Origin of the sequence: Adlercreutzia sp. ZJ304, from assembly GCF_011039075.1 — a bacterium.
In the GTDB taxonomy this organism is placed as follows: domain Bacteria; phylum Actinomycetota; class Coriobacteriia; order Coriobacteriales; family Eggerthellaceae; genus Adlercreutzia_A.
Genome location: NZ_JAAKEG010000016.1, coordinates 1 through 21,263, shown reverse-complemented (window position 1 = coordinate 21,263; position 21,263 = coordinate 1). Strand labels below are relative to the sequence as shown.

20 protein-coding genes are annotated in these 21,263 nt (G+C 47.4%); 12 read left to right on the top strand and 8 right to left on the bottom strand.

Annotated elements, in window-relative coordinates:
* Positions 1-66 precede the first annotated feature (66 nt).
* Positions 67-1,404 carry an MFS transporter gene (locus tag G7Y46_RS08320; RefSeq protein WP_165062497.1) on the top strand — a complete coding sequence of 446 codons (1,338 nt, stop codon included), beginning with the start codon at positions 67-69 and terminating at the stop codon, positions 1,402-1,404.
* A 190-nt stretch (positions 1,405-1,594) separates the two neighbouring features.
* Here G7Y46_RS08320 and G7Y46_RS08315 read toward each other — a convergent pair whose 3' ends face one another.
* Positions 1,595-2,236, bottom strand: coding sequence for a flavodoxin family protein (locus G7Y46_RS08315; protein ID WP_241156031.1), 642 nt, complete (start codon positions 2,234-2,236; stop codon positions 1,595-1,597).
* A 172-nt stretch (positions 2,237-2,408) separates the two neighbouring features.
* On the opposite strand from G7Y46_RS08315, the gene G7Y46_RS08310 reads away from it, so the two are divergent.
* Positions 2,409-3,590: a pyridoxal phosphate-dependent aminotransferase gene (locus G7Y46_RS08310; RefSeq protein WP_165253294.1), complete on the top strand. Its 1,182-nt coding sequence runs from the start codon at positions 2,409-2,411 to the stop codon at positions 3,588-3,590.
* A 146-nt stretch (positions 3,591-3,736) separates the two neighbouring features.
* Here G7Y46_RS08310 and G7Y46_RS08305 read toward each other — a convergent pair whose 3' ends face one another.
* Positions 3,737-4,600, bottom strand: a complete 864-nt coding sequence (locus G7Y46_RS08305) for an Rpn family recombination-promoting nuclease/putative transposase (protein ID WP_165253296.1) — start codon at positions 4,598-4,600, stop codon at positions 3,737-3,739.
* A 304-nt stretch (positions 4,601-4,904) separates the two neighbouring features.
* On the opposite strand from G7Y46_RS08305, the gene G7Y46_RS08300 reads away from it, so the two are divergent.
* A complete protein-coding gene (locus G7Y46_RS08300; RefSeq protein ID WP_165253298.1) occupies positions 4,905-8,105 on the top strand; it encodes an FtsX-like permease family protein in 3,201 nt (1,066 codons plus the stop codon).
* 209 nt (positions 8,106-8,314) lie between these two features.
* The gene (locus G7Y46_RS08295; RefSeq protein ID WP_165062400.1) at positions 8,315-9,016 is read left to right on the top strand and encodes an ABC transporter ATP-binding protein; all 702 of its coding nucleotides are present in this window, start codon (positions 8,315-8,317) and stop codon (positions 9,014-9,016) included.
* Positions 9,017-9,044: 28 nt separating this feature from the next.
* On the opposite strand, the gene G7Y46_RS08290 is transcribed toward G7Y46_RS08295, so the two are convergent.
* Positions 9,045-10,322: an aspartate kinase gene (locus G7Y46_RS08290; protein WP_165253300.1), complete on the bottom strand. Its 1,278-nt coding sequence runs from the start codon at positions 10,320-10,322 to the stop codon at positions 9,045-9,047.
* A gap of 227 nt (positions 10,323-10,549) precedes the next feature.
* Here G7Y46_RS08290 and G7Y46_RS08285 point away from each other — a divergent pair, with 227 nt between their 5' ends.
* Both G7Y46_RS08285 and G7Y46_RS08280 read left to right on the top strand, forming a co-directional pair.
* Positions 10,550-11,695: a hypothetical protein gene (locus G7Y46_RS08285; RefSeq protein ID WP_165253302.1), complete on the top strand. Its 1,146-nt coding sequence runs from the start codon at positions 10,550-10,552 to the stop codon at positions 11,693-11,695.
* Positions 11,696-11,704: 9 nt separating this feature from the next.
* Positions 11,705-12,388, top strand: coding sequence for a PspA/IM30 family protein (locus G7Y46_RS08280; protein WP_165062403.1), 684 nt, complete (start codon positions 11,705-11,707; stop codon positions 12,386-12,388).
* A 2-nt stretch (positions 12,389-12,390) separates the two neighbouring features.
* On the opposite strand, the gene G7Y46_RS08275 is transcribed toward G7Y46_RS08280, so the two are convergent.
* Together G7Y46_RS08275 and G7Y46_RS08270 are read right to left on the bottom strand one after the other, a co-directional pair.
* Positions 12,391-13,128, bottom strand: coding sequence for a TlyA family RNA methyltransferase (locus tag G7Y46_RS08275; RefSeq protein WP_165253304.1), 738 nt, complete (start codon positions 13,126-13,128; stop codon positions 12,391-12,393).
* A gap of 226 nt (positions 13,129-13,354) precedes the next feature.
* Positions 13,355-14,404, bottom strand: a complete 1,050-nt coding sequence (locus G7Y46_RS08270) for an aspartate-semialdehyde dehydrogenase (protein WP_165253314.1) — start codon at positions 14,402-14,404, stop codon at positions 13,355-13,357.
* A gap of 91 nt (positions 14,405-14,495) precedes the next feature.
* Between G7Y46_RS08270 and G7Y46_RS08265 the strand changes: the two genes are divergently transcribed.
* Entirely contained in the window at positions 14,496-15,047 is a 552-nt protein-coding gene (locus tag G7Y46_RS08265) for a DJ-1 family glyoxalase III (RefSeq protein ID WP_165253316.1), read from the top strand.
* A gap of 49 nt (positions 15,048-15,096) precedes the next feature.
* Positions 15,097-15,519: a hypothetical protein gene (locus tag G7Y46_RS08260; protein WP_241157075.1), complete on the top strand. Its 423-nt coding sequence runs from the start codon at positions 15,097-15,099 to the stop codon at positions 15,517-15,519.
* Positions 15,520-15,672: 153 nt separating this feature from the next.
* Here the strand turns inward: G7Y46_RS08260 and G7Y46_RS08255 are convergent, their stop codons facing one another.
* The 3 genes from G7Y46_RS08255 to queD all read right to left on the bottom strand — a co-directional run bounded on the left by G7Y46_RS08255 (position 15,673) and on the right by queD (position 17,827).
* Entirely contained in the window at positions 15,673-16,113 is a 441-nt protein-coding gene (locus tag G7Y46_RS08255) for a phosphatase PAP2 family protein (RefSeq protein ID WP_165253320.1), read from the bottom strand.
* 3 nt (positions 16,114-16,116) lie between these two features.
* Positions 16,117-17,334, bottom strand: coding sequence for an LL-diaminopimelate aminotransferase (locus G7Y46_RS08250; RefSeq protein WP_165253322.1), 1,218 nt, complete (start codon positions 17,332-17,334; stop codon positions 16,117-16,119).
* A 73-nt stretch (positions 17,335-17,407) separates the two neighbouring features.
* Positions 17,408-17,827 carry a 6-carboxytetrahydropterin synthase QueD gene (queD, locus tag G7Y46_RS08245; protein ID WP_165253324.1) on the bottom strand — a complete coding sequence of 140 codons (420 nt, stop codon included), beginning with the start codon at positions 17,825-17,827 and terminating at the stop codon, positions 17,408-17,410.
* A gap of 156 nt (positions 17,828-17,983) precedes the next feature.
* Between queD and G7Y46_RS08240 the strand changes: the two genes are divergently transcribed.
* The 4 genes from G7Y46_RS08240 (at position 17,984) to G7Y46_RS08220 (ending at position 20,947) form a co-directional block, all read left to right on the top strand.
* A complete protein-coding gene (locus G7Y46_RS08240) occupies positions 17,984-18,139 on the top strand; it encodes a hypothetical protein (RefSeq protein WP_165253326.1) in 156 nt (51 codons plus the stop codon).
* A 572-nt stretch (positions 18,140-18,711) separates the two neighbouring features.
* Positions 18,712-18,993: a hypothetical protein gene (locus G7Y46_RS08230; RefSeq protein ID WP_165253329.1), complete on the top strand. Its 282-nt coding sequence runs from the start codon at positions 18,712-18,714 to the stop codon at positions 18,991-18,993.
* Positions 18,990-19,790: a recombinase family protein gene (locus G7Y46_RS08225; protein WP_165253331.1), complete on the top strand. Its 801-nt coding sequence runs from the start codon at positions 18,990-18,992 to the stop codon at positions 19,788-19,790. Before G7Y46_RS08230 ends, G7Y46_RS08225 begins: the two co-directional genes overlap by 4 nt.
* 122 nt (positions 19,791-19,912) lie before the next feature.
* Entirely contained in the window at positions 19,913-20,947 is a 1,035-nt protein-coding gene (locus tag G7Y46_RS08220; protein ID WP_165253333.1) for a hypothetical protein, read from the top strand.
* Positions 20,948-21,263: the final 316 nt, after the last annotated feature.

Below are 21,263 nucleotides of genomic sequence, written 5' to 3'. Positions count from 1 at the left end.
AGAAGTGGTTTTGGCGTATCATTTCCTCCGGGCAAGCCTTTAGCCCGAAGAAGAGAAGGGGAGATCATGGCAGATGCTACTGCAGATACTGCTGCATTGGATCCCAATTTAGATAATGGCGCAACTATAAGGCGCGTTGCGGTTTCATCGTTTTTGGGTAATTTTATTGAGTGGTTTGACTATGCGTCGTATTCCTATTTTGCAACTGTAATAGCCGCGGTGTTTTTCGCTTCGGAAGACCCGACTGCAGCGCTTATTAGTACATTTGCGGTGTTTGCGGTGTCGTTCATTATGCGCCCTGTTGGTGCACTATTTTGGGGCAGCTTGGGCGATAAAAAAGGTCGCAAATGGGCGCTTTCCGTAAGTATATTCCTTATGTCTGGCGCAACATTTCTTATCGGCTGTTTGCCAACCTATGCAATGATAGGTTTAGGTGCGCCGCTGCTGTTGTTGCTTCTGCGCATGGTGCAGGGCTTTTCAGCTGCAGGAGAATATGCTGGTGCGGCAACGTTTTTGGCTGAATACGCTCCGCAAGATAAACGCGGCTTGTACTGTTCGCTAGTTCCGGCATCTACTGCTGTTGGCTTGCTTGTGGGTTCTACTCTGGCAACCATAATGACTATATTTATGCCTGAAGAAGCCGTAAATATGTGGGGATGGCGCATTCCGTTTTTATTGGCTGGTCCGCTTGGGCTTATTGCGCACTACATTCGCACTAGGCTTGAAGATTCGCCCACATATCAGTCAATGCAGGAAAATTTGGCGACTACTCATAGCGAAGGGCAGCATCCTATTCGCGATCTGTGTAAAAACCATTTGCGCGAACTTATTGTCTCGTTTGGCGCTTGTATGCTGAATGCAGTTGGTTTTTATGCAGTTCTAACATATCTGCCTACATATTTGGAAACGGCTGTGGGCATGCCTGCCGACGAATCGCAGCTGGCTACCACCATATCGCTTGTGGCATACATTGCATTCATATTCATATCGGGCAAAATATCCGATCGCTTCGGGCGCAAGAAAATGCTTATTAGCGCCTGTGTGCTTTTTATCGTGCTTACGGTTCCTGCGTTTATGTTGCTGAATACGGCACAATTCATAATAGTTCTTGGGGTAGAGCTGGTTATGTGCTTTGTGCTAACCATTAACGACGGAACGCTTTCCAGCTATCTTACCGAAACATTTCCTACCGATGTGCGCTACACCGGTTTTGCATTAAGCTTCAATTTGGCGAATGCTATATTTGGCGGTACCGCGGCTATGATAGGCACAGCGCTTATATCGGCAACCGGGTCTAATTTGGCACCGGCATGGTATATGGTGGTGGTTGCTGTTGTGGCGCTGGTGGCTATGATTTTGTCGCACGAGAACAGTCACAAGCACTTAGACGAAATAGGGAATTGACGGGCGCGAAGTAACATTTATATGTAAACGATATCCAACGCGCGAAACCGGGGAGACTGCGTTCAGAAGCTGCGCAGTCTCCACTTAGATTCTGACGATACGGAAGAGCTACGTTCAGAAGCTGCGCAGCCTTCACTACGCTCTTCCGCATCGCCAGAATCTTGTAGCTTTAACTACGTTTTCCTTATAACTAGCGGATAAAGTTTGTGCGTGCAGCAGGCTCAGGCGCGGGTGGCAGAATGCCTGCGGCTTCTCCGGCTTTTTGGCACTTCAGGTGATATGCCATGTTGTGCCCAAGCACGCGCATTGTGCGCAAGCCTTCGGCATCTTGTTCGGCATCTTCAGCACTGTTGCCGTAAACCATATTCCAATAGGATGACGATATAATCGGCATCTGCACGATGGTGTAGTACTTGTTAAGCTGATCGAATGTAGACGAGCAACCACCGCGGCGCGCCACAACAACTGAAGCTGCAGGTTTGAACGGATAAATGTTTACACCGCCTAGCGCCTGCGAATAAAACGACCTGTCCATAAACGAGGTTGTTGCGCCCGATGCTGCGGCATAGTGCACCGGTGTTCCGAATATGAACCCGTCGTAGTCGGCTGCAATATGATTAAATTCATTTACTACATCGTGGAAAGTGCATTCGCCTTCGTGCGTTGCGCAGTATTGGCAGCCAATGCATCCAGCTATGGGTTTTGCGCCCACCCAAAAGCGCCCTACTTCAATGCCGTCTTCCGTAAGCGCTTTTTCTATTTCATCTAGTGCGCGATTTGTAGTACCGTTTTTGTGCGGACCACCATTTACGAGCATTACTTTAATAGCCATGTTAACTCCTTGTTTTGCAGTTTATGCCATGGAATTATACTCTTCACGTTTGCGTGGTTTCTGCGTGCTATAAGCGAGAGTACAATTAGATTTGAGTATTCCGCCAGCGACACAGCGACAGGTTGCTGCTGGCGTTATTTGGGGATATGGCACAAACGGAGGATTTGTATTTATGATTAATCAAAAAATGTTCGACTTAGGTGCTGAACCTAATAAAATTCGCGAATTGTTTGCATACGGGCTTAAGCGCAAAGCTGAAATTGGTGCTGAGAATGTGTTTGATTACAGCATAGGCAACCCCAGTGTGCCGGCGCCGGAATGCGTGCATCAGGCATTTGTTGAGCAACTACAACAAGACCCGGTAGTGGCGCATGAATATACGCCCAGCCCCGGCGATCCAGCGGTGCGAAAAGCTATTGCTGACTACATAACAAGTGAATTTGGCATTTCGGCTACTGCTGGCAATGTCTATGTTACATCTGGGGCATCGTCAGCCATTGCTATAACGCTTTCGGCTATTTGCGAGCCGGGCGATGAGGTTATAGCTATTGCGCCATATTTTCCGGAGTATCGCACGTGGACGCACACCGCAGATTGTACTCTCGTGGAAATTCCCGCAAGTGTGCCCAGCTTCCAGCCCGATATAGCGGCAATAGAGGCGGCGATAAATGAGCGTACAAGTGCCATAATAATTAATAGCCCGAATAATCCGGTCGGCGCTGTATATACGCGCGAAAACTTGCAAGCGCTTGCCAAGATGTTAGCTGCTAAAGAACAAGAGCTAGGTCGGCGTATATTCATTGTGGCTGATGAGCCCTATAGGGAAATAACTTACGGTGCCGATATACCATATGTTCCGAATCTGTATGCAGACACTATAGTGTGTTATTCGTTTAGCAAATCGCTTTCGCTGCCGGGCGAGCGCATAGGGTACATTTACGTTAGCGACCGCATGGGCGATGCGCAAGCAATAAGCACAGCTGTGGCTGGTGCGGGCAGGGCGTTAGGTTACATTTGTGCGCCCGTTATGTTGCAGCGCGTTATAGCGAAATGCTTGGGCACGCCAAGCGATGTGGCTACGTATGCCTCCAACAGAGAACTGCTAACGCAAGGACTTAGCGAATTGGGTTACGAATATGTGCAGCCAGAAGGCGCATTCTATTTATGGGTTCGCGCTTTAGAGCCCGATGCGATAGCATTTTCTGAACGCGCGAAAGACTATGAGCTTTTGCTAGTTCCGTCTGACAGTTTTGGCGTTAAAGGTTGGGTGCGTCTGTCGTATTGCATTGCGCGCAGCACCATAGAGCGCAGTATGCCTGCATTCCGAGCCCTGATGGAAAGCTACAACGGTTAATGAGCTGCAATAGTTTGCCAGTTATGACAATTGACCGAACTTGTATATGCCTAACTAAAATGCCCTTTGTTGGTACAACTGCCAATAAAGGGCATTATTTTCTTTTTTGGATCTATGAATTTATACTTAATGTATTTAGCTTTGTATTAAATGCCAAACTCGGTAAAAAGCTGATCACGATAAGCTGGGTCTTTAGAGGCTTTAAGAACGTCAGCTTCACGTCCAGCGGCAAATAGGTGTTCGATAAGAGAGTCGTAGCGTGCGGCTTCCGTGCGTCCTTGTTGTAAGCCTTCAGTTCGTCCTCGCTCTAACCCCCGTTCTTCTCCCTCTTTTAGAGCAGCTCTGCGGGCTATACGTACTTCTCGCTCCCAATCTTCCCCTATTGTACTTACAGAAAACACCTTATTCACCCACTCTCTATCTTCATTGGCTCTATCTACTGCGCAAGCAATAGATGTAACTAGTTTGTCTTGTTTATCTATTTTACCAGTGGAGACATACTCCATAAAAGAAAGCAGGTGCTTATCTTTTGTCTTCTTATAATCTTTACAGTTAAGAGCAATCCAGTGTATACCGCTGTCTATATCTAAAGATGTGTCTTGTCTACATATTGGTTCTATTTCATAAATTGGAAGTCCTGCTTTGAAAGGATCGTGATTGCAAACAAAGATAATATAGCTTGTGTCTAGCTTATCGTAGTCTGCCCCTTTATCAAGCGATGCAGTATCAATAGATGCTTGATAGTATCTATATCTCCTAGCGATATCTGCTCTTTGTTGAATTTGTAGTTCTATGTCAAAAACTTCATGTTTTGTTTTAGCAAACAAATCTAACCTAACACTCTTAAAGTCTAGTCTAGGTTCTATTGCTTGTTCAGCGTTTTTATAGATTAGATCATCTATTTGTTTACCTAATACACACTCTAGAAAGTCTTTACATATTTCTTTTTGAATCATTACGCGATTAAACATAAATTGATTAGTAATAGAAACAGTAGCTTGCTCATCCATGTTTGTCTTTTCTTTCTCTAGAAGATTTATAAATCTTCTAATCAAGACTAGATTGCAAACCTTATATCTGTGTATCAAAAATGCGATATCAAGTGACATACAGATTTCATGTCAAAACCAACTGTGTACAACACCTATTGATATCTCAAATCTTCATAGTTGCAACTTTTAATGAATGTAAATCTTGCAGAAAGCTGGCATCCTTGGCAACTTTTAATAGGCAAAGTAACGGCACTTTAGTGGCATGGCAAACTTTTATTAAGAATAATGCGGAAGCGTGCTAAATGTACGATATCATTCAAACATGAAGCATACGGCTTTTAATAAAGAGGTGTGGCGCTCTATTACCCATTCACTTGGGCGCTTTATTGCGATCTTTGCAATAGTTGCGCTGGGGGTGGGTTTCTACGCAGGTCTTCAAATGACCGCGCCCGACATGCGCCTTGCTGCTGATAAATTCTACGACGAAACCAATCTGTTTGACATACGTGTTGTGTCTACTATGGGTCTTTCCGATTCCGATATTGAAGCGTTGCGGCAAATTGAAGGCGTAGAAGATGTGCAGGCAGCTTGGGAGACTGATGCTCAAGGCGAAGTGAATAGCGAGCCTTACACGTTTCGCATTCATTCGCTGGATGATTCTAGTGCCAACGAACAGCGCATTAACGATTTGGTTCTGGTAGATGGTCGTATGCCTAGCGCATCGGGCGAATGCGTTATTTCAGCCGACCGCATAATGAATGGTCCTGTGGGGTTGGGTGACACCATAACGCTTATTGAAGGCACCACCGAATTATCCGACACACTGAACCGGACGCAATTCACAATTGTGGGTACGGTAAGTTCGTCGTATTACACATCGTCTACCTCTATGGGTTCAACTTCGCTCGGTTCGGGCGTTATTCAACAGTTTATGTATATTCCTGCTAGCGATTTTTCTGCCGACTATCCCATAACCGAGGCATTTATATCCGTTTCGGGTGCGAAACAGCTTGAGTCTGGCAGCGAAGGTTATAACGATACGGTGGCTTTCGTGCTAAGCCGCATAGAGTCCATAGCCGATGCGCGCGAACAGGCTAGGGTTGACGAATTGAAAGCCGACGCGCAGCGCGAACTTGACGATGCGCGAAGCGAATACAATGCCGAGCGGGCTGATGCGGAAAACCAGTTGGCTGACGCGCAGCGCAAACTTGACGATGCGCTTTCCCAAATTCAGGAAAGCGAGCGCAAGATAAATCAAGGTCAGCGCGAATACGACAGCGGGAAGGTGCAGCTGGAAGAGCAGCGCAGCGCGGCTAAGAAGCAATTGGCTGATGCGCAAATCGAAATTGATAATCAGGCGGCACAGCTGGAATCAACAAAGACCACACTTACCGCACAGCAACAACAGCTAGAAGAGGCGCAGGTGCAACTTCAGCAGGCTCTTGTGCTTGATCCAACCAACCCGGCGCTCCAGCAGCAGCTAGCCGAAGTGCAGGCAGGGCTTGCAAAGGTCAATGCGGGTTTAGATCAAGTGGCGCAGGGCGAAACGCAGCTAGCTGCTGGACGACAGCAGCTGGAAGAACAGCGTGCGCAAGCAAATGCGCAGCTTGATGCCGCGCAAAAAAAGCTAGATAAAGCTGCATCCGATTTGTCTAGCGGGCGCGCGCAGCTAAAACAGGGAAAAGCAGATTACGAGTCGGGTTTGGCGGAATACGAGGAAAATCGCGAAAAGGCAAATGCGGAATTTGCTGATGCTGAAGCCGAACTAGCGGATGCTCAAGCTGACATAGATGCTATTGAGAAGCCCGATTGGCTTGTTATGGACCGCACGAAGAATTACGGTGTTGAAAGTTTCGCTCAAGATTCCACGCGTATAGGGCACATTGCCGCCGTATTCCCGCTAATATTTTTCCTAGTGGCTGCCCTTGTGTCACTTACCACCATGACGCGTATGGTCGATGAAGAGCGCATGCTTATAGGCACATATAAAGCGTTGGGTTATTCGCGGTCGCGCATAACATCGAAATACCTAATATATGCGGCTTCCGCAAGCATTGCGGGTTCTGTTGTGGGCATTGCGGCGCTGGCATTTACGCTGCCGGCTATTATTATGTCGGCATATTCAATAGTTTATATTGTGCCTACTGCTGGCTTGCAGATGGATTGGCAGGTTGCGCTTTTGTCGGCAGGCATGGGCGTGGGCATTACGCTTATCGCTACGGCCGCTGCCGCCATTTCCACACTTAGGGAATCTCCGGCGGCTCTTATGCTGCCGCCTGCGCCGAAAGCGGGTAAGCGCATTTTGTTAGAGCGCGTGCGCCCCGTGTGGAATAAGCTGTCGTTTTTATGGAAGGTTACATGCCGCAACATTTTCCGTTATAAGAAGCGTTTGATAATGACCATAGTCGGCATTGCGGGCTGTACCGCGCTGCTGCTAACCGGCTTCGGTTTGCAAGATTCCATCAACGACATAATAGATAAGCATTATGGGCAAATAGTGAAATATACAGTGGTTGTTACAGAAGAGGAAGATGCCTCCGATGCCGATAAGCAGGCTGTAAACGACGCTATAGCTAGCGTAGGTGCCGATACGCAAGTTGATGCACACGTGGAACTGATGGTTACTGTGGGTGGTGGATCGGGCGCTGTGCAGGCAAACCCGAATAAGGAAGACCTAACCACTGAAGTTATTGTGCCCGAAAACGAACAGGAATTTTCCAAGATATGGGCGCTGAAGAACCGCCTTTCTGGGGAAGATGTGCACTTGCAAGATGAAGGTGCAGTAGTTACTGAAAAGTTGGCTGCCGAAAACGAAATAAGTGTGGGCGACAATGTTGTACTGGCTGTGAAAGACGATATGGGTAACGCTACAGATCAGGTATTTGCTGTGCCAGTAACGGGCATAGTTGAAAACTATGTGGGACACAGCGTTTTTATGTCTGCTTCAGCTTACGAAAAGGCTTTTGGCGCCAACCCGCAATTCAGCACTGTGTATGCAAATATTCCCGAAGACGCCGATGTGCGCGGCAAGTTGGATGCTGAAATGCAGCAAATAGACAGCGTGCGCACGGTGGCTTATAACGACGAAACAATAGATAGCTACAAATCGGCACTAAGCTCTGTGAATATGGTTGTGGTTGTGCTTATTTTGGCAGCGGCAATGCTTGCCTTCATTGTGCTTTACAATCTTACTAACATAAACATTACCGAGCGTGTGCGCGAAATAGCCACGCTGAAAGTTTTAGGATTTACGGCTCGCGAAGTGCAGATATACATATTCCGCGAGACTATTATTCTGTCTGTTTTAGGCGCACTTGTAGGGCTTGTGCTGGGAATTTTCCTAGAGAATTTTGTGGTTGTTACGGCTGAGGTTAATCAAGTTATGTTTGGTCGTGATATCCATATTCTAAGTTTCGTTTTCGCGTTCTTGCTAACAATGTTGTTCACTGTTTTGGTTATGCTGGTCATGATGCGCAAACTTGCCAATATAGATATGGTTGAAAGTTTGAAGTCGAATGAATAGGGAGTTTTGGAAATCTTGCCCCGTGAAGCTGTGTTCAGAAGCTTCGCAGCCTTCGCTCCGCTTCACGGAGCAAGATTTGTGGTTCGCATCCTCGGGCTTCGCAGCCTTCACTCCGCTTCACGGAGCAAGACTCGTGGTTCGCCTCGCCGGGCTTTACGGAACAAGACTTGTGGCAGTTATTCATTAGGGCGCAACAGTAGGGAGTAGAAATGGCATTTTTGGAAGTGCGCGACCTTTGCAAAACATACAAGATGGGCGAGGTGGAAGTACCCGCTGTGCGCAGCATGACTTTCGACGTTAACGCCGGTGAATTTGTGGTGGTGGTTGGACCTTCGGGCAGTGGAAAAACTACGCTTTTGAATATGATAGGCGGTATGGACACCGTAACGTCGGGCAGCATAGAGTTGGACGGCGTGCGTGTTAGCGACTACACACCCAAAGAAGTTACGTTTTATCGCCGCTACGATATAGGTTTTGTTTTTCAATTCTACAATCTGGTGGCTAATCTGACCGCGCTAGAGAATGTAGAGTTGGCTAATCAGATATGCAAAGACCCACTGGATGCGGGCGATGCGCTGCGCTCTGTTGGTCTTGGGCACAGGATAGACAACTTCCCCGGGCAGCTTTCTGGTGGTGAGCAGCAGCGCGTAGCCATTGCGCGTGCATTAGCGAAGAACCCTAAGTTGCTGCTTTGCGACGAGCCCACAGGTGCGCTTGATTATGAAACTGGTAAGGCTATCCTAAAACTTCTGCAGGACACATGCCACAACACCGGCAAAACTGTTATGGTTATTACCCACAATCAGGCGTTCGAGCGCATAGCCGATAGGGTAATTCGCGTACATGAAGGTCATGTGGCTGCTGTAACTGTAAACGACAATCCAGATAGCGCTGAAACCCTAGAGTGGTAATAATGGCTGCCTGTTGCTGTTGTTGCCGCTAGCGACCTTTTGCCATTTTGGCAGCAATTTCTTCGGCGGATAGCTGCGTTTCTTCAAATATGCTGTCGGAATCTAGGTCGAATGCGGTATGCAATAACTGCACCGCGCGCTGAGTTTCGGCAGAATCTATAACCATAGAAAGCCTAATCGGCGATGTAGATATTGCCATTATATTTATGTTGTTTTCGCCCAGCGTGCGGAAAGCTAGCGCCGATACGCCCGGTGAAGATTTCATGCCTGTTCCCACCAGACTTATCTTGGCAATGTCTTCTTCCACGTCTACCGAATCGGCACCAATTTCCGGAATAATTACGTCAAGCGTTTCACGGGCGCGTGCAAGATCGGATGCGGGGCATGTAAATGAAATGTCGGTTGCCCCATCGCGGGATGTGTTTTGGATAATCATATCCATGTTCACCATGTTAGCAGCCAGTGCGCTGAATACTTTTGCCGCAACGCCCACAGCGTCGGGCACGTGGCGTATAGTCACCTTTATCTCGGAAGTGTCGTGTGCAATGCCGGTTATAACGGCTTCCTCCATTTTTGGATCCTCCTTGATATAGGTGCCGGGCGCATCGGAAAAAGCCGAGCGCGAATGTATTACTACGCCCCATTTTTTGGCGAATTCCACGGCGCGGCTTTGAAGCACGCCGCTGCCTGCGCTGGATAACTCCAGCATATCGTCGTAAGAGATTTCGTTAAGTTTGCGTGCGCGCGGTGCAATGCGCGGGTCGGTTGTGTATACGCCATCTACGTCGGAATATATTTCGCAAACATCGGCACCGATACCCCAAGCAACAGCAACAGCTGTGGTGTCAGAACCACCGCGACCTAGCGTTGTTATATCGCCATTCGCATCAATTCCCTGAAAGCCCGCTACAACCGGTATTATGTCAGCCTCTAGTGCGTTAAGTATGCGTTCGTTGTGTACTTTCACTATTCTGGCTTTGTTGTGCGTGCCATTCGTTTCTATGCCTGCTTGGCGACCTGTGAAGCTCATGGCACGCAGCCCCATGCTTTCAAGCGATAGCGCCAACAGTGTCATAGAAACCTGTTCGCCGGTTGATAGCAGGCGATCCAGCTCGCGTGCCGGCGGGTTTGTGTTTACGGCATTCGCTAGCCCCATAAGCTCGTCAGTTGTTTTGCCCATGGCAGATACTACGGCTACAACCTTGTCGCCGCGCTCTTTCATGCGCGCTAGGCGTTTTGCAACGTTTTTAATGCGCTCGGGCGATGCAACCGATGTGCCGCCGAATTTTGCAACTATAAGAGTCAACGCTCTTCCAAATCTTTCTCGCAGTTAATCAAACCAACGCACTATTATAATGCCCGCAAGCCCTACGTTTGCGCTTAAAAAGAGAAAACATGCTAGGCGCTGTTGCATGTAACGTATCTGGATAATAGGCGCTATTGCATGTAACGTATCTGGATAATGCATCTTATTAGACAAATATCCGAAATTTCGCTCATAATAATATAGACACACGCGAAAGGTGCTTAAATATGGGCAGATCAGGTGGTGGCAGCTTCGGCGGCGGAGGATTCGGTGGCGGATTCTCTAGCGGAGGCGGCGGTTTTGGCGGAAGTTTTGGTGGCGGTAACAGAGGCGGCGGCAGAAGCGCGGGTGGCGGTCCGTCTTATGGCGGCGGCTATCACGGCGGCGGAAGTTGGCTTGGCGGTTTTCTGTGGGGAAACCTTTTAGGTTCATCGCGCGGTCAAACCGTTGTGGTTCAGCAGCCGCAAGGCGGTGGCGGCGGCGGCGCGGGGTCTGGCGGTCCGGGTGGTCCGGGGTCTGGCGGTCCGTCGGATGGCGGAATGCGCGATCCTAATTCCAAACAGTCAAACAACTTGGGCTGTCTTTGGATTGTGCTTGCAGTAGTTGTGCTTGCAATTATTATTGCGGTGTTCTCGGGCACATCGTCTGTGCCGGCTTCTACGGTAGATCGCACTCCTTTACCTGCAGGAGCTGCCGAGGTTAGCGAATACTACACCGACGAAGATGGCGACTGGATACATACTCCTGCGAAACTGGAAGAGGGTCTTCGCCATTTCTATGATGAAACCGGTGTGTGGCCCTATGTGTATATTCTTCCGAATGGCTATACCACATCTAGTCAGCAGTTAACCGATATGGCGCAGCAGCTTTACGGCGAGTTGTTTACCGACGATGCGCATTTCTTGCTAGTGTTTTGCGACAACAACTCTGGTGGCTACAACTGCGGCTACTATGGTGGTCAAGCGGCTCGATCGGTTATAGACGATGAAGCGGTGCAAATATTAGCCGCTTATTTAGAAATTAACTACGACGATATGTCGCTAAGCGAAGAGCAAATATTTAGCAACACGTTTTCTCAGACCGCCGATCATATAATGAGCAAAACTATAAATCCGGTTATTCCGATAGCGATTGTTGCCGGCGTTGTTATTGTGGTTGTTATAGTGGCGCTGCTTATAAAGCGCGGGCGCGATGCGAAAAAGCGCGAAGCCGATCGAATGGAGCGCATACTGAACACGCCGCTTGATCAATTTGGCGACAAAGATTTAGAAGAGCTTGAGAAAAAGTACGAGGATGGCGCTGCGGCATCAGGGGCGCATAACGATGGTGTTAATACCGCTGTGGCGGACAATAAGGCTGATAAGCCGGAATAGGAGTTGAAAATGGCAGGAATACTGGATAGATTCGCTTCGATCATAAAGGCGAATATCAACGATCTTCTGGATAAAGCCGAAGATCCGGCGAAAATGGTAGATCAGTATATGCGCGAACTTACTGAAAGCTTGGCTGAAGTTAAGGAAGCCACAGCTGGCGTTATGGCTGAAGAAACTAGATGCAAGCGCTTGGTGGATGAAAATGCTGGCGAGATGGCTAAATACGATGGTCTTGCACGCAAAGCGCTGCAGGCGGGAAATGAAGATGACGCGCGTCAGTTCTTAGCAAAGAAACAGCAGCTAGAGGCAAAGAATGAAGGCTTAACTTCGGCGTATGAGGCGGCAAAAGCCAATGCTGATAAAATGCGTCAAATGCATGACAAGCTTGTGTCCGACATAGAGCTTCTAAAGGGTAGGCAAGAGGCAATAAAGGCGAAAGTGGCTGTTGCGAAGACGCAGGATAAAGTAAACGACATTTCTGCGTCGGGTGCTAAGGCTGAAGGTGCTATGAATGCGTTTAATCGCATGGAGAGCAAGGCTGACGCAATGCTGGATAAGAGCAACGCGATGGCAGAATTGAACGCTCAGCCGAAAGATAGCGCTGATGAACTAGCCCGCAAATACGAAGAGGCTGGCAGCACGGCTGCGGTAGATGATGCGTTGGCGAAGATGAAAGCCGAAATGGGTTTGTAATTCTAGCCTTCAAAAACGGCATGCACTAGGTATTCCACGTTGCCTTTAGGTCCGGTTATGGAAGATTTTTGCGTGTTGGTTACGCGGAAGCCCTCTTTTTCGAGGGCTTCTTTTACTTCTGCCACTGTGCGAACACGAATTGTTTCGTTGCGCACAACACCTCGGTCGGTTTCTTCGTGGCGCGATTCAAATTGCGGCTTCACTAGCCCAATAAAAACGCTGCCGCGTTGGGCTAGCTTGGGAAATATGGGCGCTAAACTAGCAAGCCCAATAAAACTTACATCTATCACTATTAGGTCAAATGGTGCGCCTAGCTCTTGCGGATTTGCCAATTTTATATTTGTGCGCTCAAATACTTCAACGCGTGGGTCTGTGCGGATGCTCCACGCAAGCTGTCCGTAATTTACATCTACACACGTAACGCTTTTTGCGCCAGCCTGTAGAAGGCAATCTGTAAACCCACCTGTAGAAGATCCTATATCTATGCAGCGCATGTTGCTAACGTTTTGCCCGAATGCGTTTAGCGCACCTTGTAGTTTATGACCTCCGCGCGATACAAATTGCTTTTCGTGCTTTACGAATAGATTTACATTTGGTGGCACCATCATAGCGGCACTTGATGCGTATACGTCTTCTACACGAACTTCGCGCGCCAATACGCGGCGCAGCGCTTCTTCAGCATCAGCGCAAATGCCTCGTTTAATTAGCAGTTCGTCTAAACGTATTTTCTTCTGAGCCAAAATACTGCCTATCTAAATTTTAGAGACTGTAACTACTAGGGTGGAACAACTTCATAACTATAGATATGTTTTTATATCATCCGGACACCTGCTGGGTATATGGGTGAGGAAGGCTCAGTCGCTCTACAGTCCTCGCTCGGCAGAAATGTCCACAGGACATTTCTGTTCGCTGCGGAACTCGCTTTGTGAGCACACCCTCACCCATGTACCTAGCGGACAACTTGTACTAAGAAACTAGCAGCTGTGCAATTTGTACTGCGTTCAGCGCTGCTCCTTTGCGAATTTGGTCTGCTACATTCCAGAAAGCAAGACCATGCTCTACGCTGTTGTCGCGGCGCAGGCGACCAACAAAAACACCGTCGGTACCTGCCAAAATGCCGGGCATTGGGTATTCGCAGTTTTCCAAATTATCCATAACTTGTACGCCATGCGCGGAACTGAGCGCTGTGCGTGCCTGTTCTACTGTAACGTCGTCTTCAAATTCTACATTTATGGCTTCACCGTGGCAGCGCAGCACGGGCACACGCACGCATGTGGCGCAAACGGCTAAATCGGCATCGCCCATAATCTTTTTCGTTTCTACCACCATTTTCCATTCCTCTTTAGTCGAGCCGTCTTCCATCGGCACGTCTATATGGGGAATGCAGTTAAATGCTATGCGATGCTGGAAAGCGTTAATGGTAAGTTCGTCTTCCGGTGTTCCGTCTAAAAATTCGCGAGTCTGATCGTACAACTCTGCCATAGCGGGTGCACCTGCACCGCTTGCCGCTTGGTAGGTAGAAACTACTACGCGCTTAATGCGCGATAAATTGTAAAGGGGCTTTAGCGCCACTACCATTTGAATTGTTGAACAATTCGGATTAGCTATAACACCCGAATGCCACTGAATGTCTTGTGGATTAACCTCGGGCACCACTAGCGGCACATCTGGGTCCATGCGAAAAGCGCTGGAGTTGTCTATCATAATGGCACCGGCATTCACGACAGCTTCACGCATTGCCTTCGACACGCTAGCGCCCGCGCTAAACAGCGCTATGTCTACGCCTTTGAAAGATTCGGGCGTCATTTCCTGCACAACAAGTTTGCCGGCAGAAACATTGCCGCAGCCCTCAAATTCCAGCTCTTTACCGGCGGAGCGCGCACTTGCCAAGGCGCGCACTTCAGATGCCGGGAAATTTACATCATGCAGAACCTTGAGGAATTCAGCGCCTACAGCACCGGTGGCTCCCGCCACAGCAACAACAGGGTTTTCTGGCATCTTCTTGTCCTTTGTCATTTCGATTCCTTTCAAGATTCGCAGTCAAGCTATTATAGCTACTGTACTAATAATGTTTAGGTAAGCGAACACATGAATGGAGACGATATAGATGAAACTGGCAATAATGCTAGGAGATGGGTTCGAGCCAATAGAAGCTATGTGTCCAACTGATGTGCTGCGGCGCGGTGGTGTGGACGTTACATTAGTCTCTGTAATGCCAACGAAGCACGTTATTGCAGCGCAGGGAATTACGGTTGTGGCTGATGTGGTTGTGGCAGACACCGACCTGATGGAATTCGATGCGATATGCCTGCCGGGCGGTATGGGCGGCGTGGAGAATTTGACCAAGTGCGACAAATTGACTGCAGCGCTGCCAAAGTTTATGGATGATGGCGGTCGTATGGTGGCTGCCATATGTGCCGGACCAACAATTTTGAGTTCGCTCGGTTTGCTGCATGGACGCAAAGCAACGTGTTATCCCGGATGTGAAACCGATTTTCCCGAAGGCGTATATTGCGGTCAGGACGTATGTAAAGATGGCAATCTTATTACGGCTAGTGGTCCTGCTTATGCGCTGGAATTCGGCGTAGAACTGCTGCGTGCGTTGGCGGGCAATGCTGTTGCCAGCCAAGTAATGGAAGACATGCTTATAAAAGGCTAGCTAAGTTACTAGTTAAAATACTAGCGCGAATTTGAACTGGGAGTGGCGTTTGAACACTAAAGTTGCTGTTTGGGTGGTGCGCATAGCGTTTTTTATTGTTTTTGCGTGGAATGTGATGTGCGCTGTGCAATTCATTTGTTGGCCTTCGGCTTATATAGGTGCATATCAGCTGCAGGGTGGTGGCGCTGCGGCTGCCATTCAAGGATTAGGCGTGGCGTTTCTTATGTGGAATGCCACATATCCGGCTTTTATTTGGAGACCACTTCGGTTCAAGGCGCTTGGCGTTGTAATTTTGGTTCAGCAGGCTATAGGGCTTTGTGGCGAATTGTTTATCGCTTCCACGCTAGATGCCAGCCTTCAAGTGTTAAGCCAAAGCATTGCGCGCTTTGTCGGCTTCGATGCGATAGGTTTAGTAATAATGGCTGTTGCTTTTCACTTTTTGCGCAAAATTTCTAGCGCCGCTTCCGCCTGATTTTCGCCCTTCTTGCATTTTGGCTTAGTTAGCGGACAATGCTTTTTGCAGCCTGTGCAATGCATGTTTTTTAACTTCTTTGGCTTCGTGCCTTTGTTTTTCTTCGCATGCTTCTTTTTCTTTTTATCAGACATATTTGGTCTTTCTATAGTGCTACCAAGGGATAAGCAGATATCCCGCGGCGCAAACAACAATAGCGGAAATTGCTCCAACTATAACATCGCGTGGAAAGTGTACGCCACCTACTACGCGAATTACTGCCATTGCGCACGCTAGAACAAGCAATGCAGTTCCCACAATTGGTTGATAGAGCATCCATGTGCAGGCAATAGTGAACATACTAAATGTGTGTCGGCTGGGGAATGAATGACCGCGAGTGTTCTTCGGTATAAGCGGGGCTGTGTCATTTACTTCGTAGGGGCGCGGCGCGTTTACTATGTTGCGAAATATGCTTACGCCCACAAACCCTATAGCTGGTACAACAATGCATCGCAACAGCATTTGGCGGTCGAAAATAGCAAGCAAAACTAACAGCAAAGGATAGGCTATGTATCCAATGGCTGTTAGTATTTTGCTGGCTTGCGCTAGTGTCATCTATTAAAGAATATTCTTTATGCGCTCTACTGCTTCACGGGTGGCATCGGCACCGCCGAATGCGGTTAGGCGTATGTAGCCTTCACCGGCTGGTCCGAACCCGGCGCCAGGAGTTGTTATGACATTCGCTTCTTCAAGAAGCTTATTGAAGAAATCCCAGCTGCCCATTCCGTTTGGCGTTTTGCACCATATATACGGGCTGTTTACGGCACCATATACGTGAAGTCCTGCGCTTTCCAACCCCTCTTTAATTATGCGCGCATTATTCAGGTAGAAATCTATTACCTCGCGTATTTGGCGTGCGCCTTCGGGCGTATAAATGGCGGCGGCACCTTTTTGGATTATGTATGACGCGCCGTTGAACTTTGTAGATTGTCGGCGCATCCAAAGCGAATTTAGGCTTTGACCTTGGCGCTCTAGTTCGCGCGGGATAACTGTGTAACCGCAGCGCATACCGGTGAAGCCGGCGGTTTTGCTGAAGCTGCGGAATTCGATGGCGCATGTTTTTGCGCCGGGGATTTCGTAAATGCTGTGCGGTAGATTGTCTTCGGTGATGAAGCGCTCATAGGCTGCGTCGAACATGATTATGGCGTCGTGGTTGTTTGCGTAGTCTACCCAGCGTTGTAGTTGTTCGGTGTTAAGAGCGGTTCCTGTTGGGTTATTGGGCGAGCAAAGATAAATTAGGTCTACATCTGTGTCGGGCAGCGCGGGGCAAAAATCGTTTTCAGCTGTGGTGGGCATGTATACAAGGTTTGTCCACGCCTCTGCGCTGGGGTCGTATTCGCCAGCTCGTCCTTCTATGGCATTGCTGTCAACGTATACAGGGTAAACTGGGTCGCAAACGGCAACTTTATTGTCGCGCGAGAATATGTCACCTATATTGCCGCAGTCGCTTTTTGCGCCGTCGCTTACAAAAATTTCGTCGGGCGATATGTCTACACCGCGAGCCCGAAAATCGTTTTCCGCAATTGCTTCACGCAGAAAATCATAGCCTTCGTAAGGACCGTAACCCTTGAACGTGTCGGAAGATGTTTGTTCGTCTACTGCTTCGTGCATTGCTTCTACAACAGCGGGAATAAGCGGCTGGGTTACATCACCTATACCTAGCTTTATTAGTTTCGCATCTGGGTGGGCTTGCTGATATGTTTCGGTGCGCCGTGCAATTTCGGCGAAGAGGTAGCTACCGGGTAATTTCGCAAAATTTTCGTTTATTTTTGCCATCGAAGGTTCTCCTTTTAGTTACATGCATAAGTTAGTCGTTTATATTTTCGCAACAGTTCGTTTCATGTATGTGTCATTTGTAAAATATGGCGCAATTATTCGGCGTTTCGTCAACTTCCACGCGCGTAACTGGCAATCCTATGTCTATAAGGCAGTCGAAAAAGAAACGTGCCAAATTTTCTGCGGTAGTGCGAAACGGCAGCATCTTTAAGCTGAAGCCTTCGGATTCAAGTGCGCGGATGGTTTTTTTCTTCAGCGTGCCCTCTTCAATTAAAAATGTATGGTCGAATTCGTCAGCCAAACTGCGAACTATGCGCTTGAACTGCGAGAAATCGCACACCATATCGCGTTCGGTACCTTCGTCGCCTAGTGTTTGAGAGCTAATAGTTACTTCGATACGCCAGCGATGCCCGTGTAGATTTTCACATTTGCCGTAATAGTCGGCTAAGAAGTGCGCCGAGTCGAAGAATGCTTCGGTTTTTAATTCGTACACGCTTCCTCCTAAGCAATTTGGGTAATAATAGTGACAAGCGTTTGTATCTAAGATTCTAGCCATTTTAAGTTAACGTGTGGTTTCGCAATACATTGCCCGTGTTTTCAAAGCTCAAAAAAAGCGTCAAAGCTAAAAGCTTCAACATAGGGGGCAATTATGATTAGGAACAATTTGGAAGCGTTAGAAGTGTTGGAGGGCATGTTGATTGTGCTCGAAGACGAGTCAACCGATAGGGGAGATGCAAAGCTTTGGATGCTAATTGTGCTTGTGCGCGCTGTGCACAGTTGGCTAGAGAGTGAATCTTTCGCTTAGTGAAGCGCCGATGGTATGTGCGTGGGGTGCACTAGTCTTGCGTAACATGCGTCGGTTTTATCGAAGATTTTCAATTCGGCACGCGCTGCGTGCCGAATTGAGTTGGTCTGACTAGACTGCATAAGAAAGCTTGTGATTGGTGCGCTTAGCGCTTTATTAACATGTAGGATGCCGAAGAACTTTTCGATCACATTCGCAACATTCGTTCCTCCGAAAAGATGCTGTATCGTCAGGTGTTCAATCTGTACGCGACTGCTGTTGACTACAATCCCTATGCAACTGAGTCAATCAAGTTCTTCAAAATTGTTCAAAATAAATTGCATTACGGCGCGTACGGACATACGGCAATTCATGGCGCAGAGGCACATTCCAACTTATATGAGCGATTATATCGAGCAGCTTGATAATGTTTTGGCTGCCTTTGGGTATATTTTCGATAAGAATTATACCCTTGCTTTTGCCTGCTTAAATTCTCAAAAATACTAGTTATTAATTATGAGACAAACATTGTTTGATATATAATCTCATAAATATATGCCAGTATTTATGAGACAAGGAATTGGATATGGAATTTGCCATTTTTCCAGATAGTGGTAGATATTATTCAGGCAGCGAACGCAAGATATCAATATGAATACACAGATATTATGCGTATGCTACATGACAATAGTAAATTAACAAATGTTTCGGAAACTATAAGTACCTTTTGGCGCATGTATATTATTGACGCGCTTGTCGGCAATATTGCGGGCATTAGTGAAATTCGGCGAGATTTTTATATCAAGATGATAGATTTGCGCTATAAGATTATTTTGCATGATGCGTACATCGCCTTTAGGGGTGAGGCTTTATGAAAAGCATTACAACCCAAGGGGTAATTTGCTTGCGGGACCCTAAGGTGCTATTTGAATACTGCATTGCTCGGATTGGTTACACTGAATACGAAGACGAAACATTTGAATACTCAATCAAGCCTAACTATAGCGTTATAGATTTACTTGAACCCCCTTCTTTTCAAGGAATTCCCGGGATTAATTTGGACTTACACAGAGAAGAATACATTCGCAAAAATGTTACGCCTGTGTTTATTAGCGAAAGAACGCCTGCGGAAAATCGTGAGGATATTCGAGAACTACTAGACGCTGAAGGGATGGAATATCTAAATCGTCTCGAGTGGTTAATACGCACTAATACGCGCTATTCGGGTGACAATTTATATGTTCGTATGGCATCAGAAACAGACGATGAGGTTTTTAGTGTGTCTGATTTAAGTAATGTTGGTTTGAGATCTTCAGAAACACTACGGATTATATTGGAAGCGATTTGTGCTGGGCGCATTATAGATGGCGATGGCTTTCGTATAGACGATTCTAATCGTGGCGAATTTTATGCATTGCTAACTCCAATTTATTTGAAAGAAAAGAGATACATTGATGATAGGCGCCGAGAGGGTATTGAGACTGCAATGAACCTGCAAAAGTTGGGTCGCCCCTTAAAGGCGGTAGATCAAATAAAACTTATCGACGCGATTGATCGGTACAAAAATGGCGAAATAAAAATGGAAGAAGCTTTGGAGATGGCAAAAGTAAGTCGAGCAACTTTTTATCGCCGGATGAAGCAATTCCAGCCTTCGCAAGGCGCACGTAATTAACGGCTGAAGATATCATCATTACGGTAACGTTATAGTCACGCTTGCGCATCAACGCTGCGCACCTAAATCTTTCGTTTGCCTGCGTTTCTAAAATGTGTGTAGGCACTACGAAAGGTACTTCCATGGCATATAACGCAAACCATGACAAATTCGCAAAAGGCACCGAGCGACTTGTCGATCCGATGACTGTTGGTTCCATACATTTTTTGCAGCAGTTTTTTGATGTTGTCCCGAAGGGTATTCAGCGCAAAATTATGGCACGTACCACCAAGAAAACCCCGCATATGGGATTTATAGTAGAGCCATACGCTTTCTTTCTTGTTTATGAAATTACGGATAAAACGTATGCCACGCAGCTTCTTCCGTCTGGGTTTAAATTGGCGCAATGTAGCGTATTTGCGGGAGATGAGCCCGCTTATTACGCAATTATGAGCTTCTTCCGCGTACATACAAGCGCATTTTGGGGAAGTCGTGCCGAGCTGTATGTGATGGCTGAAGACGAGGCAACTGGTCTTATGAGTTGGGTAATTATTGATTACCTTAGCGACACCATTAGCTATGACCGAGCTTTTGGTTTGCGTGGACCTTCCGTCAGCCATTCTGTTGTTACTACAACCAGTGATGGACGCATGCTGGTTGATATGACGGCACGTGATGGGCAGTCGTATGCTGCATTTTCCGCTGCTCTTGATGGTTCGGAAATGCGCAGCCTTGATAAACGCATGTGGATAGAGGGCAACTTGTCTATCGCTTACGGCAAAACATTGTCGTATGACCAAGCTGATATTTTTTCGCTGACATTTTATCCAGAGGAAATGGCAAGTGCCTTAGACGTTCCGCTGGAAAGTTTCGCGCTGAAAAGCATTTCGTGGTACTCAAGTATGCTTTCGTCTAATCCTGCAAAGTTGGTATGTTTCCCTTATGCTCAGCATTTACTGTCCGACAGTCCCGGTGCTGCAAGCGAACATTCTAGCGAGGCAGATTTAATTTGCGCGGCTGAGTCTACTGATTTTGAAACTATGGAAACCTTCAAAGTGGGTTCTGCCAAAAAGATGATGGCAATATCTACTGCCATTACGCTTGGGGTTTCGGCTGTTGCATTGATAGGAATTGCTGCTCACTGTTACCACCTTCGTTATAATAAGCTTCGGGAATGAGGCTCTCCCAAGGCGTTTGCCTGAACCGCGAAACAGCTGATGGCTTTACAACTTTTCTACTTTTAGCGCAGAGACGCTTGCTGTGTTTGAGGCTGGCGATATCTTACTAGCGATAGCTTATGCCGCCGCTAGCTGTGTGCTTTGTGTTTCCGCTGCGTTTTTAGGCGAAATTGCTTCTTCGGCTATTGCCGTGTAAATATGATTGCTTCGTTTTGTGCGCAATAGGTGGGTTGCCTGCGGACATTTGGATGCGGACAACCCACCTATATATTTGCATATAGACAGAAAAGTGCGTAAGACTCAGTCCATCGCAAAG

Excerpts from the sequence above, each read along its gene's own strand:
- G7Y46_RS08320 (WP_165062497.1), top strand. The coding sequence starts at position 67 with ATGGCAGATGCTACTGCAGATACTGCTGCATTGGATCCCAATTTAGAT.
- G7Y46_RS08315 (WP_241156031.1), bottom strand. The coding sequence starts at position 2,236 with ATGGCTATTAAAGTAATGCTCGTAAATGGTGGTCCGCACAAAAACGGT.
- G7Y46_RS08310 (WP_165253294.1), top strand. The coding sequence starts at position 2,409 with ATGATTAATCAAAAAATGTTCGACTTAGGTGCTGAACCTAATAAAATT.
- G7Y46_RS08305 (WP_165253296.1), bottom strand. The coding sequence starts at position 4,600 with ATGGATGAGCAAGCTACTGTTTCTATTACTAATCAATTTATGTTTAAT.
- G7Y46_RS08300 (WP_165253298.1), top strand. The coding sequence starts at position 4,905 with ATGAAGCATACGGCTTTTAATAAAGAGGTGTGGCGCTCTATTACCCAT.
- G7Y46_RS08295 (WP_165062400.1), top strand. The coding sequence starts at position 8,315 with ATGGCATTTTTGGAAGTGCGCGACCTTTGCAAAACATACAAGATGGGC.
- G7Y46_RS08285 (WP_165253302.1), top strand. The coding sequence starts at position 10,550 with ATGGGCAGATCAGGTGGTGGCAGCTTCGGCGGCGGAGGATTCGGTGGC.
- G7Y46_RS08280 (WP_165062403.1), top strand. The coding sequence starts at position 11,705 with ATGGCAGGAATACTGGATAGATTCGCTTCGATCATAAAGGCGAATATC.
- G7Y46_RS08270 (WP_165253314.1), bottom strand. The coding sequence starts at position 14,404 with ATGACAAAGGACAAGAAGATGCCAGAAAACCCTGTTGTTGCTGTGGCG.
- G7Y46_RS08265 (WP_165253316.1), top strand. The coding sequence starts at position 14,496 with ATGAAACTGGCAATAATGCTAGGAGATGGGTTCGAGCCAATAGAAGCT.
- G7Y46_RS08255 (WP_165253320.1), bottom strand. The coding sequence starts at position 16,113 with ATGACACTAGCGCAAGCCAGCAAAATACTAACAGCCATTGGATACATA.
- G7Y46_RS08250 (WP_165253322.1), bottom strand. The coding sequence starts at position 17,334 with ATGGCAAAAATAAACGAAAATTTTGCGAAATTACCCGGTAGCTACCTC.
- G7Y46_RS08240 (WP_165253326.1), top strand. The coding sequence starts at position 17,984 with ATGATTAGGAACAATTTGGAAGCGTTAGAAGTGTTGGAGGGCATGTTG.
- G7Y46_RS08225 (WP_165253331.1), top strand. The coding sequence starts at position 18,990 with ATGAAAAGCATTACAACCCAAGGGGTAATTTGCTTGCGGGACCCTAAG.
- G7Y46_RS08220 (WP_165253333.1), top strand. The coding sequence starts at position 19,913 with ATGGCATATAACGCAAACCATGACAAATTCGCAAAAGGCACCGAGCGA.